The 14554-nt window shown below is 64.1% G+C and carries 15 protein-coding genes and 1 tRNA gene; 1 reads left to right on the forward strand and 15 read right to left on the reverse strand.

Annotation, left to right across the window (positions count from 1 at the left end):
- Positions 1-12: 12 nt before the first annotated feature.
- From ACN50D_RS27935 to ACN50D_RS27970, 8 genes are all read right to left on the reverse strand, one after another.
- The gene (locus ACN50D_RS27935) at positions 13-210 is read right to left on the reverse strand and encodes a hypothetical protein (protein ID WP_003946112.1); all 198 of its coding nucleotides are present in this window, start codon (positions 208-210) and stop codon (positions 13-15) included.
- Between the two features lie 152 nt (positions 211-362).
- Complete coding sequence (locus ACN50D_RS27940; RefSeq protein WP_003946115.1) at positions 363-785, reverse strand: DUF2752 domain-containing protein; 423 nt, start codon at positions 783-785, stop codon at positions 363-365.
- A 30-nt stretch (positions 786-815) separates the two neighbouring features.
- Entirely contained in the window at positions 816-1385 is a 570-nt protein-coding gene (locus ACN50D_RS27945) for an RDD family protein (RefSeq protein WP_042446733.1), read from the reverse strand.
- A 121-nt stretch (positions 1386-1506) separates the two neighbouring features.
- Positions 1507-1579 (reverse strand) — tRNA-Thr (locus ACN50D_RS27950).
- A 30-nt stretch (positions 1580-1609) separates the two neighbouring features.
- Positions 1610-2839 carry a DNA polymerase III subunit delta' gene (locus ACN50D_RS27955; protein ID WP_019746652.1) on the reverse strand — a complete coding sequence of 410 codons (1230 nt, stop codon included), beginning with the start codon at positions 2837-2839 and terminating at the stop codon, positions 1610-1612.
- Positions 2840-2872: 33 nt separating this feature from the next.
- Positions 2873-5809: a type I DNA topoisomerase gene (topA, locus tag ACN50D_RS27960; protein ID WP_003946104.1), complete on the reverse strand. Its 2937-nt coding sequence runs from the start codon at positions 5807-5809 to the stop codon at positions 2873-2875.
- 169 nt (positions 5810-5978) lie between these two features.
- Positions 5979-6563 carry a hypothetical protein gene (locus tag ACN50D_RS27965; protein ID WP_003946106.1) on the reverse strand — a complete coding sequence of 195 codons (585 nt, stop codon included), beginning with the start codon at positions 6561-6563 and terminating at the stop codon, positions 5979-5981.
- A gap of 185 nt (positions 6564-6748) precedes the next feature.
- Positions 6749-6952, reverse strand: a complete 204-nt coding sequence (locus ACN50D_RS27970; protein WP_003946117.1) for a cold-shock protein — start codon at positions 6950-6952, stop codon at positions 6749-6751.
- Positions 6953-7408: 456 nt separating this feature from the next.
- On the opposite strand from ACN50D_RS27970, the gene ACN50D_RS27975 reads away from it, so the two are divergent.
- Complete coding sequence (locus ACN50D_RS27975; protein ID WP_050655288.1) at positions 7409-9697, forward strand: DEAD/DEAH box helicase; 2289 nt, start codon at positions 7409-7411, stop codon at positions 9695-9697.
- Here ACN50D_RS27975 and ACN50D_RS27980 read toward each other — a convergent pair.
- The 7 genes from ACN50D_RS27980 to ssd all read right to left on the reverse strand — a co-directional run bounded on the left by ACN50D_RS27980 (position 9690) and on the right by ssd (position 14303).
- A complete protein-coding gene (locus ACN50D_RS27980) occupies positions 9690-10040 on the reverse strand; it encodes an Rv3654c family TadE-like protein (RefSeq protein WP_003946120.1) in 351 nt (116 codons plus the stop codon). The genes ACN50D_RS27975 and ACN50D_RS27980 overlap by 8 nt on opposite strands.
- Complete coding sequence (locus tag ACN50D_RS27985) at positions 10037-10396, reverse strand: TadE family type IV pilus minor pilin (protein WP_042446722.1); 360 nt, start codon at positions 10394-10396, stop codon at positions 10037-10039. Before ACN50D_RS27985 ends, ACN50D_RS27980 begins: the two co-directional genes overlap by 4 nt.
- Positions 10396-10599, reverse strand: coding sequence for a DUF4244 domain-containing protein (locus ACN50D_RS27990; protein ID WP_042446719.1), 204 nt, complete (start codon positions 10597-10599; stop codon positions 10396-10398). Before ACN50D_RS27990 ends, ACN50D_RS27985 begins: the two co-directional genes overlap by 1 nt.
- A gap of 65 nt (positions 10600-10664) precedes the next feature.
- Positions 10665-11249 carry a type II secretion system F family protein gene (locus ACN50D_RS27995; RefSeq protein ID WP_212633870.1) on the reverse strand — a complete coding sequence of 195 codons (585 nt, stop codon included), beginning with the start codon at positions 11247-11249 and terminating at the stop codon, positions 10665-10667.
- Positions 11246-12034 (reverse strand): type II secretion system F family protein, encoded by a 789-nt coding sequence (locus ACN50D_RS28000; protein WP_212633869.1) that lies wholly within the window; start codon positions 12032-12034, stop codon positions 11246-11248. The genes ACN50D_RS27995 and ACN50D_RS28000 overlap by 4 nt, the downstream gene beginning before the upstream one ends.
- Positions 12031-13212, reverse strand: coding sequence for a TadA family conjugal transfer-associated ATPase (locus tag ACN50D_RS28005; protein WP_212633868.1), 1182 nt, complete (start codon positions 13210-13212; stop codon positions 12031-12033). The genes ACN50D_RS28000 and ACN50D_RS28005 overlap by 4 nt, the downstream gene beginning before the upstream one ends.
- A complete protein-coding gene (gene ssd, locus ACN50D_RS28010; RefSeq protein ID WP_209922594.1) occupies positions 13209-14303 on the reverse strand; it encodes a septum site-determining protein Ssd in 1095 nt (364 codons plus the stop codon). The genes ACN50D_RS28005 and ssd overlap by 4 nt, the downstream gene beginning before the upstream one ends.
- Positions 14304-14554: the final 251 nt, after the last annotated feature.

Here is a 14554-nt window from a genome sequence, read left to right on the forward strand (position 1 = left end):
GGTCGGTAAACTTCACGGAACCCAGTACCTCTCGGCCAGTTCTTCGACGATCGGATCGCCTTCCTCGGCCTGTTCCAACGCTTCGAGATCGTCGTTGATCGAAACCAGCCGGGGATCGTCACCCTCAGCTTCCTGAATCGGGTGCCGACCGTCCTCGGCGAGTTGCCTCAGCAGCTTTTCCTTGACGCGGGCTTTCAACGAATCAGCCATACCGCCAGCATGTGCCGCTCGGGCTCAGTTGTCGAGGCCTACTCGTCGTCCTTCTTGCCGAAGACACGTCGTGCCGTCGGAATCAGGATGATCAGCGCGCCGAGCAGAACGATGAGCGAAAAAACCTGCAGTGCCATGTCGACCTCTTACCGTCACGCCGGCGCGAGCCAGCTCCCCCACGGGGTGTTTCGAACAACCGTAAATGCAACGAGAACTCCGAGCACCACGATCGTCACAGTCGGCCGAAGCACGATCATGCGATCCCGCGTGCCTTTCCAACGGCGCACTGTCCAACCGATCCACGCGATCACCAACACCGCGATAAGCGGCACGATCAAGGCATTGCTGGACACTGCGGCGCCAATATCCAGATTAGTCAGGTCATTGACCGCACGAAGGCCACCACACGCCGGGCACCACAATCCCGTCAACGCGTACATCGGACAAACGCCGTAACTACCCGCGCTGTGGGGATCACGGAAGTGGAGTACCGCGGCGGCCGTCACGGCCACTGCAGCAACACCGACAGGTGCGGCCAGCGAGCGTCGTCGACTTGTGACCGCTTCCAACTCCATGGCACCCACTGTAAGAGACCTCGGCAGCGACTAGCGCGCGCGAACGACTACCGACCGGACCACCATGTCGTGCCAGCACTGGTGCTTCGAGTCCCAGAGCGGCCAGAGATAGTTGAGGAAGCAGGCGCCACCCAGGATCGCCATCATGATCCAACGAAGCAGCGCCATCACCGGGCCGAGAGGCACACCGTCGGACTCCCGAATCACCGAAATTCCCAGCCACTTCTTGCCGAGCGTCTGTCCGGTGTTCCCTTGCCTGAAGACGAGATTCCACACCTCGATCAAGAAGATCGCCAGTATGCCGACGACCATGACGATCACCCCGACCGGATTACCGCCTTCAGCGCTCACGCTGCCGTCGTCGTATGTGGTCACTTCGGATCCGGAGAACGCGATCACTGCTCCGATGCCCGCGAGGATGACGCCGGGGAGCGGAATGACAAAGCCGTCGAGGATTGACGCAAACACCCGAGAGATCCAGCTTGCGTACGGATAGGCGGGCGTCGGCGGCTGATAACCCTGCGGCGGCATCGGCGGCATCTGCCCGTACGGCGGCTGATTCTGCGATGGTTGGCCTGGTCCCCAGTTCTGATCCGACATCGAGGTCTCTCCTGTTCAGGCACGTGTTCGCCGAACTCAGGATAAACCGCACATACGCAAGAATTGGGAACTAACGACAAGAGCCCCACATCCGGATTTCCGGGTGTGGGGCTCTTGGCTGAGCTGCCTGAGAGAATCGAACTCTCGACCTTTTCATTACGAGTGAAATGCTCTACCGACTGAGCTAAGGCAGCGTGCCTTTCGGCGGTGGCGAGTCTATCTGGTCAACCCCCGGATCGCGAAAACGGGGGTCGGAAAGCGGCTCCGATGGAGGCAACCATCGCATCGAGCGCCCACTGCAACTTGACGTTGAAGTCGACGGCCTCGCGGCATTCGAGCACCGCTTCGATGCACTTGAGCAACCCCTCCGGGGACGTTCGTGCAGCCAACTCGGCGGCCTGCCGAGCCATGTCGGGATGGGTCGCCGTCGACGTCGACCCCAGCGAATAGGACAGCGCGTCTCGGTACATGCCGGCCAGGTCGATCAGCGTCCGGTCGAGAAGATCGCGGCGGGCCCGGGTGTCGCGCGATTTCTGACGCGCTTCGAGGTCCTTGATCAGACCAGCCGATCCGCGCAGAGTCCCGGCTGTTCCCTTGCCGGTTCCACCGCCACCCAAGGAGACCTTGAGTTCCTCGAGTTCCTGTTCCTTGAGTTCGGCGTAGAACGCCTTGGTGTCAGCCTCGATCGACTTCACCAAGTTCTCTGCGGCCTTGTACGCCGTCGAAGCCCCGATCGCGTCGGCGGCTAGTCGAAGCGAACGCTGACGCTCGTCGCGCGCGCTCTCGTCGGTGGCGAGACGCCGAGCCCGGCCGACATGTCCGCCGCTGATCGATGCGGCGATTCTCGCCCGTTCCGGATCCAGCCCGTCGCGGTCGATCAGTACCTGGGCGATCGATTCGACGGACGGCGTCACCAACGGCATGTGCCTACACCGCGATCGGAGGGTGACAGACATGTCTTCCGGATCGGTCGTCGGCGCGCAGAGCAGGATGACCGTGCGGTCCGGCGGCTCCTCGACAACCTTCAGGAGGGCGTTGGCTGCGCCTTCGGTCAAACGATCGGCATCCTCGACCACGATGACCTGCCACCGCCCCGTCGTCGGCCGACGCGAAGCGATGTTGACTATCTCGCGCATGCCTTTGACGCTGATGCTCAGGCCGTCGGGGATGATCCGTCGTACGTCACCGTGGGTTCCACCCATCGTCGTCGTACATGCATGACACTCACCGCACCCTGGTGCACCGTCGGAGGTGCATTGCAGGGCAGCGGCGAAGCAGAGAGCAGCCACCGAACGACCAGAGCCGGGTGGCCCGGTGAAGAGCCACGCGTGGGTCATCTCCGAGCCGCTGGAATCTCCACGAGCCGACAGTGCAGCATCACGCAGGCTCTGCTCGACGTCGTGCTGACCCACCAGCCGACCGAACACACCTCGTTCGGCCACTTCAGTACTCATGCAAAAACCCTAACCGTCGGCACCGACGAAGCCTTACGAGTCCTTCTTCGCCGGAGCCTTCTTGGCGGCGGCCTTCTTTGCCGGAGCCTTCTTGGCGGCTGTTTTCTTGGCAGCGGCCTTCTTTGCCGGAGCCTTCTTGGCTGCTGCCTTCTTCTTGACCGGGCCGCGCGCACGACGATCAGCCAGCAACTCCGACGCCCGAGCATCGGAAATGGATTCGACGTCGTCGTCCTTGCGAAGGCTGGCGTTGGTCTCGCCGTCGGTGACGTACGGACCGAAACGGCCGTCCTTGATCACCATCGGCTTCTCGCTGACCGGATCGACGCCCAACTCACGCAGCGGAGGCGTTGCCGACGCCTGACGCCCACGACGCTTCGGCTCGGCGTAGATCTTGAGGGCCTCGTCGAGCGTGACGGTGAACATCTGCTCTTCGTTGGCGAGCGAGCGTGAGTCCGTGCCCTTCTTCAGGTACGGACCGTAACGGCCGTTCTGCGCGGTGATCTCTTCCTTCGATTCGGGGTCGACACCCACGACGCGCGGAAGCGACAGCAGACGCAGCGCATCTTCCAAGGTGATCGTCGCCAAGTCCATGGACTTGAGCAGCGATCCGGTCCGCGGCTTGGGGCCTGCGACCTTCTTGGCAGCCTTCTTCGCAGGCGCCTTCTTGGCCGCGGCCTTCTTCACCGCAGTCTTGGTGCTGCCCGAGCTGATTTCTTCCGGCTCGGGAGCGGTGACGGGAACGATGTCCGGTTCCGGCTCGGCCGGCGGTTCGGGCAGGATCTCGGTCACGTAGGGACCGAAGCGGCCTTCCTTCGCGACGATCTCGTGGCCCGTCAGCGGGTCGACGCCCAGCTTGCGGCCCTCTTGAGGCGTCGAGAACAACTTCTCGGCGTACTCGGGAGTGAGCTCGTCCGGTGGCAGGTCATCGGGAAGATTTGCCCGCTGCGAGATCAAATCGCCTTCGGGATCGTCCGGGTTCTGAACCATGCGCTCGAGATACGGGCCGAACCGGCCGACGCGCACGTGAACTTCGCGACCCTCGGCGTCGTCGAACAGTCGGATGGAGTTGACCTCGCGAGCGTCGATCTCCTCGAGATTGACACCGACCATCTTCTTCAGCCCGCCCTCGCGGGCGACCGAACCTTCAGCGCCTGTCTCGCCGCCGAAGTAGAAGCTGCTCAGCCAGTTGCCACGCTGCTCACGGCCACCGGCGATCGCGTCGAGATCGTCTTCCATTCCTGCCGTGAAATCGAAGTCGACCAGCCGGCCGAAGTGCACCTCGAGCAGCCCGATGACGGCAAACGCCACCCAGGACGGAACCAGCGCGCTGCCACGTTTGTAGACGTATCCGCGATCGAGGATGGTCTTGATGATCGACGAGTAGGTCGAAGGACGGCCGATGCCGAGTTCTTCGAGCGTCTTGATCAGGCTGGCTTCTGTGTAGCGAGCGGGCGGGTTGGTGCTGTGCCCGTCCGGATCGAGCTTGGTGGCCGTGACTTCCTGACCCTTGACCAGCACCGGAAGCCTGGATTCGGCGTCGTCGGACTGACCGCCGGCCTCTTCGTCGACGCTCTCGACGTAAGCCTTGAGGAAGCCGGCGAACACGATGGTGCGACCCGAAGCGGAGAACGTGCAGTCCTCGCCGGTGCCTGCCGTGCCGGAGATGCGAAGCGTCAACGTCGTACCGCGGGCGTCGGCCATCTGCGAAGCGACGGTCCGCTGCCAGATCAGTTCGTACAGCTTGAACTCGTCGGAATCGAGCTTGGAGTGCAGCTGACCCGGGGTCTGGAACACGTCGCCGGCGGGGCGGATCGCCTCGTGGGCTTCCTGCGCGTTCTTGACCTTGCGGGTGTACTGACGCGGCGTCGGATGCACGTATTCCGGACCGTACAACTCGGTGGCCTGCGCACGAGCGGCAGCGATCGCCGACTCCGAGAGAGTCGTCGAGTCGGTACGCATGTAGGTGATGTAGCCGTTTTCGTACAGACGCTGTGCGATGCGCATTGCACGCTCGGACGTGAAACGAAGTTTGCGTCCGGCTTCCTGCTGGAGCGTCGACGTCATGAACGGCGGGTAAGGCTTGCGGGTGTACGGCTTGTCCTCGGCGGAGGAAACCGTGAGGTCGACGCCCTGCAATGCTTCCGCGAGACGACGCGCGTACGCCTCGTCGAGCACAGTGACCGCGCTGCCCTTGAGCTTTCCGTCAGCTCCGAAATCACGGCCGGAGGCGACACGCGAACCGTCGACGGAGACCAGGCGAGCACCGAAACTACGCGGGCTGGCCTCTGCACCGGCGTCGAGCGTCGCGGAAATGTCCCAGTACGACGCCGACTTGAACGCCATGCGCTCGCGTTCACGCTGGACGATGACGCGAGTGGCCACCGATTGGACGCGGCCGGCCGAGAGCTTCGGCATGACCTTCTTCCAGAGAACCGGGCTGACCTCGTAGCCGTAGAGACGGTCGAGGATGCGGCGGGTTTCCTGAGCATCGACGAGGTCGGTGTCGAGTTCGCGGGTGTCTTCGGCGGCAGCACGGATTGCCGGCTCGGTGATCTCGTGGAAGACCATTCGACGAACCGGAATCTTGGGCTTGAGAGTCTCGAGGAGATGCCAGGCGATTGCCTCGCCCTCGCGGTCGGGGTCAGTTGCGAGGAAGAGCTCGTCGGCGTCCTTCAACAGAGACTTGAGTTCGGCGACCTTGCCCTTCTTTTCCGGGCTCACGACATAGAGCGGCTCGAAGTCGTGATCGACGTTGACGCCGAGACGGGCCCACGACTCGCCCTTGTACTTGGCCGGAACGTCCGCTGCGCCGCGCGGGAGGTCGCGAATGTGACCGACCGATGCCTCGACGACGTAGTCCTTACCGAGGTAGGGAGCGATTTTGCGCGCCTTGGTCGGTGACTCGACGATCACGAGGCGACGAGGGTTACCGGACGCTCCCTGACCGCTGCCGTTGTCCGCTTTAGCCACCTGCTGCCCGAGCCTTCCTTTGGACGTTCACTGCCGTCGGCAGATCTTCAGAACTAGACGTGTGGAGCAAGTTATACCCCGTGTCTCTCTTTACAGAGTGACATACCCGCAAGACATTCGTGCAGATCAGTACAGTATGGGCTCCGTCGGACACGCGGCATCAGCACTGTCAGACGTGTGGCCAGGCGACCGAGGTGTCGACGTGTTTCGGCGCCTCACCGAGGTATTCGACGAGCTTTGTCAGTCTCTTCTTTCCCGACACACGGAGCCCCGGACCCGGTGTCCGGTTACCCAGTTGAGTCGGCGCGATACCAACCCTCATCAAGGCCTGAGCCAGCGGTGCGTGTGTCTCCTTCGCATGGGGGTCGAGGCCGAACACGAATCGTTCACCGCCTTCTTCGAGTCGGCCGGCGGCGACGGCCCACACTCGGAGTTGGCGAGAATTAGGAACCCACCCGACCGGCACGGCCTTCACTGCTCCTTTGGTCCATTGCACGGACAGCGGAAGGAGTGCGGGCGTCGACTGAGTTCGGACGAGTGGGCTGCCTTCTTCGCTACGCGTCACCTCGGCCCCGAGTCCGCACTGCGCGATCAACTCGGCAACGGCCTGTGCTCTCCAGTCCCGATCCACGACGATCGAGATCCGCGCGCGATCCTCCGAGGTCACGACCTGCCCCGGTCCGGCCAGCATTCCGGCAAGGTCCGTCACGGCAGGTGGAATCGACTCGGCAGAGAAAAAGGACAGTTGGCTCACAGAGTGAAACGTAAGCCACGAAGGTATCGACGGCATAGACGACCGGCCGTGGCCGAACAGCTGCGTGCATTCACCTCGGACAGGGAAAGTACTAACTCAGCCCGAAAAGATTTGTCCCCCACCGCACGGATGCGATGGGGGACAAATACTGTCCGAACTATTCGCTCAGCAAGTGAGCGGAAAAATCAGACCGCGCGAACGCCGGTAGCCTGGGGACCCTTGGTGCCCTGGCCGACCTCGAACTCCACACGCTGGTTCTCCTCGAGGGTACGGAAGCCGTTGCCCTGAATTTCGGAGTAGTGAACGAAGACGTCTGCGGAACCGTCTTCGGGAGCGATGAAGCCGAAGCCCTTTTCAGCGTTGAACCACTTCACAGTGCCCTGTGCCATGCTTTTCCTTCTCTTTCTAACACCGGATTCGGTGAACAGCCCTTACAGTCCACCGGGCCGGTTCCGACCGCTGTACGTCTTTATTTCCCCCTCAGGAAAGGCAGAGCACCGCGCCCGCAACAACGATCCTGCGAGCGTGCACTTTCTCAAGCCTACGAACACAGAAGCTGCGACCGATTGTCAGTCAACCATGTTCTCCGCGTGCACAACAGTCGAAAAGGGAACTAAAAACGTTAAAAGTTCGCTACGAGAAAAACAGCCCACGATCGTGGTTTCCCGCTTGCGCGCCGAGCACCCGGTTCCACCAAGACCGCGGACCGTTGCGTATCATCAAAACTGCAGGTAGCGACAGTTTCCGATTGCCGCCACACCCCAACGCCGAGCCCGGAGAGTCACGTGAACGCACCTTCCCCGATCCCCGCCCCGGGAGGGAAGCCTGGCGAGACCTACGGGCAGATGCTGCTCGATCGGGTCGTCGCAGGGGTCAGTGGAAGCGAAAAACCACTGATGTTCACCGCGCAGTTACCTGCTCGCGTAGCCGAGTTCACCGAATGGCCGGAGTGGGTGCACCCCAGCGTCGTACGTGCGCTCGCCGAGCACAGCGTGCGGTCCCCGTGGATCCACCAGAGTGAGGCCGCCGACCTCGCTTACGCCGGAAAACACGTGGTCGTGGCCACCGGTACGGCGTCGGGTAAGTCACTGGCGTACCAACTCCCGGTGCTGACGGCCATGGCGACCGATCCGCTCGCAACAGCCCTGTACCTCTCCCCCACCAAAGCGCTGGGCTCCGATCAACTGCGAGCAGTGCTGTCCCTCACCGACTTCGACGTCGAACTTCGCAGCACGAACGCCAGTGCGTACGACGGCGACACCTCTCAGGAACTCCGCACTTGGGCACGTGAGAACTCACGCTGGCTCTTCACCAACCCCGACATGATCCACATTTCTCTGCTCAGAACCCATCAGCGATGGGCACACTTCTTCCGCAACCTGAAATACGTGATCATCGACGAATGCCACTCCTACAGGGGAGTCTTCGGATCCAACGTCGCGCTCGTGATCCGGCGATTACGCAGAATTGCAGCCCGTTACGGCGCCGAACCCACCTTCATTCTGGCCAGCGCGACCACAGCAGATCCCGGCGCGGCGGCCTCGCGGCTCATAGGCGCACACTGCACCGAGGTCACGGAAGACGGATCGCCGCACGGCCCACGCACCGTCGCACTGTGGGAACCACCGCTACTGGAGGCATTGACCGGCGAAAACGGTAGCCCGGTACGACGTCCCGCGGGCGCGGAAGCCGCGCGGATCATGGCCGACCTCATGATCGAAGGCGCCCGCACTCTCACCTTCGTCCGCTCCCGCCGCGGCGCCGAACTGACCGCGATGGCCACCAAACGTCTACTCGCCGAGGTGGACCCGGACCTCGCCGAGCGAGTCGCGTCGTATCGCGCCGGATATCTGGCCGAGGACCGACGCGAACTGGAAGCTGCACTCGCCGACGGCACACTGCTGGGCGCAGCCACCACCAACGCACTGGAGCTCGGCGTCGACATCGCAGGCCTCGACGCCGTTGTCGTGGCAGGCTTCCCGGGCACCGTCGCCTCGTTCTGGCAGCAAGCGGGTCGCTCCGGGCGACGCGGTGAGGGTTCACTCGTCGTGTTGATCGCCCGCGACGATCCACTCGACACCTACCTCGTTCACCATCCGTCAGCGGTACTCGACAAACCCGTCGAGGCGACGGTGACAGATCCCGGAAATCCGTACGTCCTGGGACCACAACTTCTCTGCGCTGCAATGGAACTCCCACTTTCCGATGCCGAGGTGGACGCGTTCGGGGCTCTCGAGGTTCTGACGAGACTGTCCGAGGAAGGCAGGATCCGGCGCCGAAAGCACGGATGGTTCGTCACCGCCGATTCGAACCCCCACGGCTCTTTGGACATTCGCGGCGGCATCGGAACTCAGGTGGCCATTGTCGACGGTGAATCCGGCCGGATGCTGGGCACTGTCGACGCGGGCCGCGCTCCGGCCACAGTTCATCCCGGCGCCGTGCACATCCATCAAGGCGAGACCTACGTCGTCGACGAACTGGACCTCGACGTCGGACTCGCACTGGTGCACACCGAGAATCCGGACTGGACCACCTCGGCTCGCGAGACCACCGAAATCACGATCACCGAACAACTCGAGCACAAGAACTACGGCGACATCGCCGTCGCTCTCGTCCAGGTCGAGGTGACACATCAAGTCGTCGGGTACCTACGACGGTTGACTTCGGGTGAAGTCCTCGACTCGATCGAACTCGACATGCCCGCACACACTTTGCCCACCAGGGCAGTGATGTACACGGTCACGCCGGAACTCCTCGAATCCATCGGGGTCCCGCCCGAACGGTTCCCCGGATCACTGCATGCCGCCGAACATGCCGCAATCGGCCTGCTGCCACTGGTGGCGATCTGCGACCGCGGAGACATCGGCGGAGTGTCCACCGCGATGCACGCGGACACCGGACTCCCGACCGTCTTCGTCTACGACGGTCATGCCGGCGGCGCCGGGTTCGCCGACCGAGGGCACAGCGAACTGTCCCGATGGCTCACCGCGACGCGCGACGCCATACTGTCCTGCGAGTGCGCTCACGGTTGCCCGTCCTGCGTCTATTCACCCAAGTGCGGCAACGGAAACGACCCACTCGACAAAGACGGCGCGGTCAAGGTTCTGACCGCCGTGATCGACACGATCAGCTGACCGGACCTGCACGAGCGTAAGCCTGCGCATCCCCGATCCCGAAGCCCGACAACAACACCGGTGCGCGTATCTCGACGACTACATCCCACCCCTGGACGTCGCACTCCTCGAGCACCGTGCGCATCCGCTCCGCGATCACCGCGGACATCTCGCACGCCGACTCGTCGCCGCCGTCCAAGGCGCCCGCACCGCCGAGAGCCGAAAGATCAGCGGCCGACTGAGCCGTGTGCCGAGCCACCACTGCGGAACCGACATGCAGCATCCCGCCGGTCACCATCACGATCGCCGCCAGAACGCAGCACGCCAGAACCGTGGCAACACCTTCGTCGTCACGTAGGTTCACCCCTCCTCCACTCCCGACTCCACTGCTGCCACCGCCTCGGAAGAAATGTCGACCAACGGCAGCAACGCACTCTCGGCGCTGACAACGGCCACCGCAAAGCCGTCCACGATCTCCACCGAGATCGACGCATCTTCGGGTGCGATCCGGCGGGCCGTGGTGACCGCAGACTCACGATCACCACGTGCCACCAACCGCGCGGCCTCACGAGCGGCGTCGACACACCGAACCTGCATCGACACCGCCAGGACTCCGCCGATACACAGCACGACCACCGTGACGATCGAAGCCAGAGCAATCGCGGCCTCCACCGTCACGGCGCCGTCGTCGGCTTGCCGAATACCTCTCGTGGACAACATCACACAGCTGTCTTGAGCGCCTTGTCAATGATGCCTGTCAGCGCCGAGACAATGGAGTCGCCAGTGACAACCGTGTACAGGACGGCACCGAATGCGGCAGCCGCAATCGTGCCGATCGCATACTCCGCGGTGGACATGCCGTCGTCCTCCGTTACCAAAAGCGCAAATCTGGCCGACACCGTCCTCAACGTCTTCGAAATCATTTCTCCCCCTTCAATCGAAACCTGTGGCAGCACTTCTGCCGCAGGAGCTTTCACTCGGATCCGGCTCACAGCAGGCCGTTACCGAGCACAGTCGTGGCAAGCCCGATCACCACCGGGACGATGCCCAAGGCGATGAACGCCGGCAGGAAACACAGCCCGAGTGGACCGCTGATCAGCACTCCCGCGCGTTCGGCTGCGGCAGCAGCAAGATCCTCGGCGTCACCTCGACTGCGCTCGGCGAGTTCGGCCATGGATGAGGACAGCGACGAACCCGAACGGGCGGAACGCCGAGCCATTCTGGCGAGCGCCTCGGTATCGGGATCGAGAGCGGCTTCGCCCCACGCGGCGTCGGGATCGGCACCGAGCGCCAGAAGGTCGGCGACGCGACGAAGCGAGTCGGCCATCGGTTTCGGTGCCGTCGACGCCATCGCTGTGATCGCGGCGGAGACGGGAAGCCCCGCTCGTAGGCAGGCCCCGAGAAGGTCGAGACTTGCGGCAACTGCGAGTGGATCCGGCTTGTCCGGGACTGGAACCGAATCTTCTGTTGTTGTGTCCGCGAAGAGAATTTCTGCCGCCCTGGCCGAAGCACCGCGACGAGCGGGAATGATCGCGAGCGCCAACGCCATCATCGCCACGGATGCCCAACTCACGACGTGACCTTCGCAGTTATCCGGTCGGTCCAGAGCAGACCAGCTGAGACACAAGCGGTTCCGATCACCAGGAGCACGCCGCCGAGCCCACCTCCGAACAGCACGCGCAGCGGCGAAGCACCCATCAATTGCCCGAGACCGATCCCCAACAGCGGGAGAAAGGCCAACACCGCAGCGGTCGCCCGAGCGCCCGCCAACCCGGCCTCGGTACGCTGACGAAAGCGTCTACGTCCCAACATGTCCGTCCGGACGGCGCCGAGTAGTTCCGCCAGTGCCAGCCCGTGTTGGTCGGCGACCCGCCAGACGGATGCGATGCGGGAGAACTCACGCTCGATGCACGAATCCGGTACCGCGAAGGCCGCTGCGGCAGAACCACCGAGACGCGCCCTGGCCCCAGCGGAACGGAATACGGCACTCACTTCTCCGGTACATTCCTCGCCTGCAACAGAACTGGCCGCTGCAGGATGCGCGCCGACGCTCAGCTCGGCGATCAGCACCTCCAGACCGGAGAGCAGCATCTTCTGTGAGAGATCCCGGGTTTCGGCTGCATTCGCGCGTCGGCCACGGAGGATCAGGGTCCCGGCGAGGACGACAGCCGCACACCCTGCCGGAAGACCTCCGAGGATCCACGCGGCCGAAATCGCGAGAAATGCGGCGACGAACTGCCACCGAATCTGCCGGGAGGGCTTGCGGACGCTCGGGGTGTACGTAGCGAGCCGAGCACGTGAATCCCGCACCGGCGCAATCGAGACCGCCAACGCGAAGGCCAAGAGGGAAACCGTCACGTCCCGACCTCTCGATTGCGAAGCCGTAACATCCGCTCGAGCCGCTCACGACCCGAACCGCCGTCCGGCCACGCCTGCATGATTCGTACATACCCGTCCGCACCGCGGTCGATGACACCGATCTGTTCGAGACGCCTCGATCCGTCAGCCAATCTGTGCACGTGCAGGATCACTTGAACTGCCGCGGCAAGTTGACTGTGCAACGCGTGGCGATCCATCCCGCCGAGCGCCGCCAACGCCTCGAGTCTGGCCGGCACCTCTTCGGGCGAATTGGCGTGAACGGTGCCGGCGCCGCCGTCGTGGCCGGTGTTCATCGCCGTGAGCAGATCAGTCACCTCTGCGCCGCGGACCTCACCGACGACGATGCGATCGGGACGCATTCGTAGTGCCTGCCGAACCAGATCGCGCACCGTCACCTCTCCGACGCCCTCGACGTTGGGAGCTCTGGCGACGAGGCGGACGACGTGCGGATGCGGCGGCGCCAGTTCGGCCGCGTCCTCGACACAGACGATTCGCTCACGCGGGTCGACCGCGCCGAGCATGGCGGACAACAACGTGGTCTTTCCCGCACCGGTCCCGCCGATCACCAGAAAAGCCAAGCGACAAGAAATGATGCGATTGAGGAGCTCCCGCGCGTCCGGTTCCACGGCGCCGTGGGCGGACAGCGCGTCGAGACCCTGGGTCGCGGGCCGCAACACTCGCAGTGACACGCAGGTTCCACCCTGGGCCACGGGTGCGAGTACGGCATGAAGTCGTACCCCGAAGTGCCCGTCGCCGACGCCCCGCAGGCGGCCGTCGACCCACGGTTGGGCGTCGTCGAGGCGTCGACCTGCCGACAGTGCCAACCGCTGCGCCAGTCGACGCACAGCTGCCTCGTCGGTGAACCGGACCCCCGACCTTTCGAGGCCGACCCCGCGGTCCACCCAGACCTGATCCGGCGCGGTCACCAGTACGTCGGCGACCCCGGGTTCGTGCAGTAGAGGTTCGAGCGGCCCCGCGCCTGTCAGTTCCGTCTGGAGCACCCTGACGACCCCCAACAGATCCGTGTCCGCCAGAACGCCCGAGGACTCGGCTCGCACGGCATCGGCAACGGTGGCCGCCGTCGGCTCGGCGACCGACGACGCCGTCAATCGCTCGCGAACTCGGTCGAGCAGTTCGGCCGTGACCAACGCACTCATGCCGCAGCCCTGCGCGGGCGTGCGCCGGATTCGACGGCGCCGAGTACCGCTGTTGCCGCCACACTCAACGGACAACCGCGGGTCAATTCGAGGCCACCACGCTCGAGCATCGGCGCCAGCGATCGGTGGCCGCGCATCACGGCCGTCAGGGGCAGGCCGAGCATGTCTGCCACATCGGCGCCGCGTAGGCCTCCCGGTGCCGGCCCACGCACGACGAGCCCGACGTTGGAGTTGTGTCGCACCACCCAGGCTCCGACCTTCTCGGCCGCGACGCATGCGGCCACGGTGGCCGGAACCACCACGAGCACCGAATCCGACATCTCCAACACGGCCTGACCTACCTCGCTGGGATGACGTGGCACGTCGCAGACCACGAGCCCGCCGGAACTGCGACCTGCGTCAAGCACGGCGCGAACGGCGGTCACTGTCGGACCGTCGATCTCCCGGCGACTGCTCGCCAGAACCCTCAGAAACTTTCCCTTCGCCGGCAGTGCATCGCGCAGCGCATCCGGGGACAACCGCCCGCCCTCGACGGTCAGTGCACCCCAACGTAATCCGGGAGCAGTCTCGATACCCAACAGCACGTCGGCGCCGGAACCGAGTGCGTCGACGTCCACCAACAGCGTCGGGACGTGACGTGCCGCCGACGTCAACGCGACTGCCGCAGCAGTTGCCGAGGCTCCGCCGCCGCCACAACCACCCACCACGCTCACGACGGTGCCGTCACCACTGACGTCGACGTGGTCGGCCAGAACTGCGACCAGCGCGTTCTCTTCCTCGGGCAAGGACAGAACGCTGTCAGCTCCGATCGCGGTGGCGCTCTTCCAATCGTCGACGGTCGGTGTGCCGTCGCATACGAGGAACACTCGCGTTCGCTTGGGGGAACGAGCCAGAGCATCTCGCGCCGCCGACGCGTCCAGTACCACCGCCGAGGCCCGGTTCCACTGTTGCCGGGACACGGGATGTTCGGCCTCGTCCAGCCGGCGGTCCACCGCGGCAGCGACGCGTCGCACGCTCGCGAGGATTTTCGCGTCGTCGACGAGAACCAGAATGGGAGCGCCGGATTCCCGAGAGTTGATCGTCGTGTTCATGTCTGCAGAGCCTGAACGAGCTCCGTCACCGAAAACAGTGGGCCGAACAACCCTGTGGACAACTGGGAGGTTGTGGAGAAACAGGCCTGAGACAGAGGACGACCCCCGCCAATGGGGGGAGGAGGCGGGGGCCGTCTGAGTTCAGCCCCGGGGGGTCGGGCTGAACTAGTTCGAACGAATCGAACAGCAACGATCTTACACCCGCCATCGGCGAGAAATGCAAGCCTGAGCTGCACTGAACTGCTGTTTTT

Source organism: Rhodococcus sp. SB1D (genome assembly GCF_048573875.1).
Lineage (GTDB): Bacteria > Actinomycetota > Actinomycetes > Mycobacteriales > Mycobacteriaceae > Rhodococcus_F > Rhodococcus_F qingshengii.

Coding starts and splice junctions, on each gene's coding strand:
- ACN50D_RS27935 (WP_003946112.1), bottom strand. CDS start 210: ATGGCTGATTCGTTGAAAGCCCGCGTCAAGGAAAAGCTGCTGAGGCAA.
- ACN50D_RS27940 (WP_003946115.1), bottom strand. CDS start 785: ATGGAGTTGGAAGCGGTCACAAGTCGACGACGCTCGCTGGCCGCACCT.
- ACN50D_RS27945 (WP_042446733.1), bottom strand. CDS start 1,385: ATGTCGGATCAGAACTGGGGACCAGGCCAACCATCGCAGAATCAGCCG.
- ACN50D_RS27955 (WP_019746652.1), bottom strand. CDS start 2,839: ATGAGTACTGAAGTGGCCGAACGAGGTGTGTTCGGTCGGCTGGTGGGT.
- ACN50D_RS27970 (WP_003946117.1), bottom strand. CDS start 6,952: ATGGCACAGGGCACTGTGAAGTGGTTCAACGCTGAAAAGGGCTTCGGC.
- ACN50D_RS27975 (WP_050655288.1), top strand. CDS start 7,409: ATGCTGCTCGATCGGGTCGTCGCAGGGGTCAGTGGAAGCGAAAAACCA.
- ACN50D_RS27985 (WP_042446722.1), bottom strand. CDS start 10,396: ATGTTGTCCACGAGAGGTATTCGGCAAGCCGACGACGGCGCCGTGACG.
- ACN50D_RS27990 (WP_042446719.1), bottom strand. CDS start 10,599: ATGATTTCGAAGACGTTGAGGACGGTGTCGGCCAGATTTGCGCTTTTG.
- ACN50D_RS28005 (WP_212633868.1), bottom strand. CDS start 13,212: ATGAGTGCGTTGGTCACGGCCGAACTGCTCGACCGAGTTCGCGAGCGA.
- ssd (WP_209922594.1), bottom strand. CDS start 14,303: ATGAACACGACGATCAACTCTCGGGAATCCGGCGCTCCCATTCTGGTT.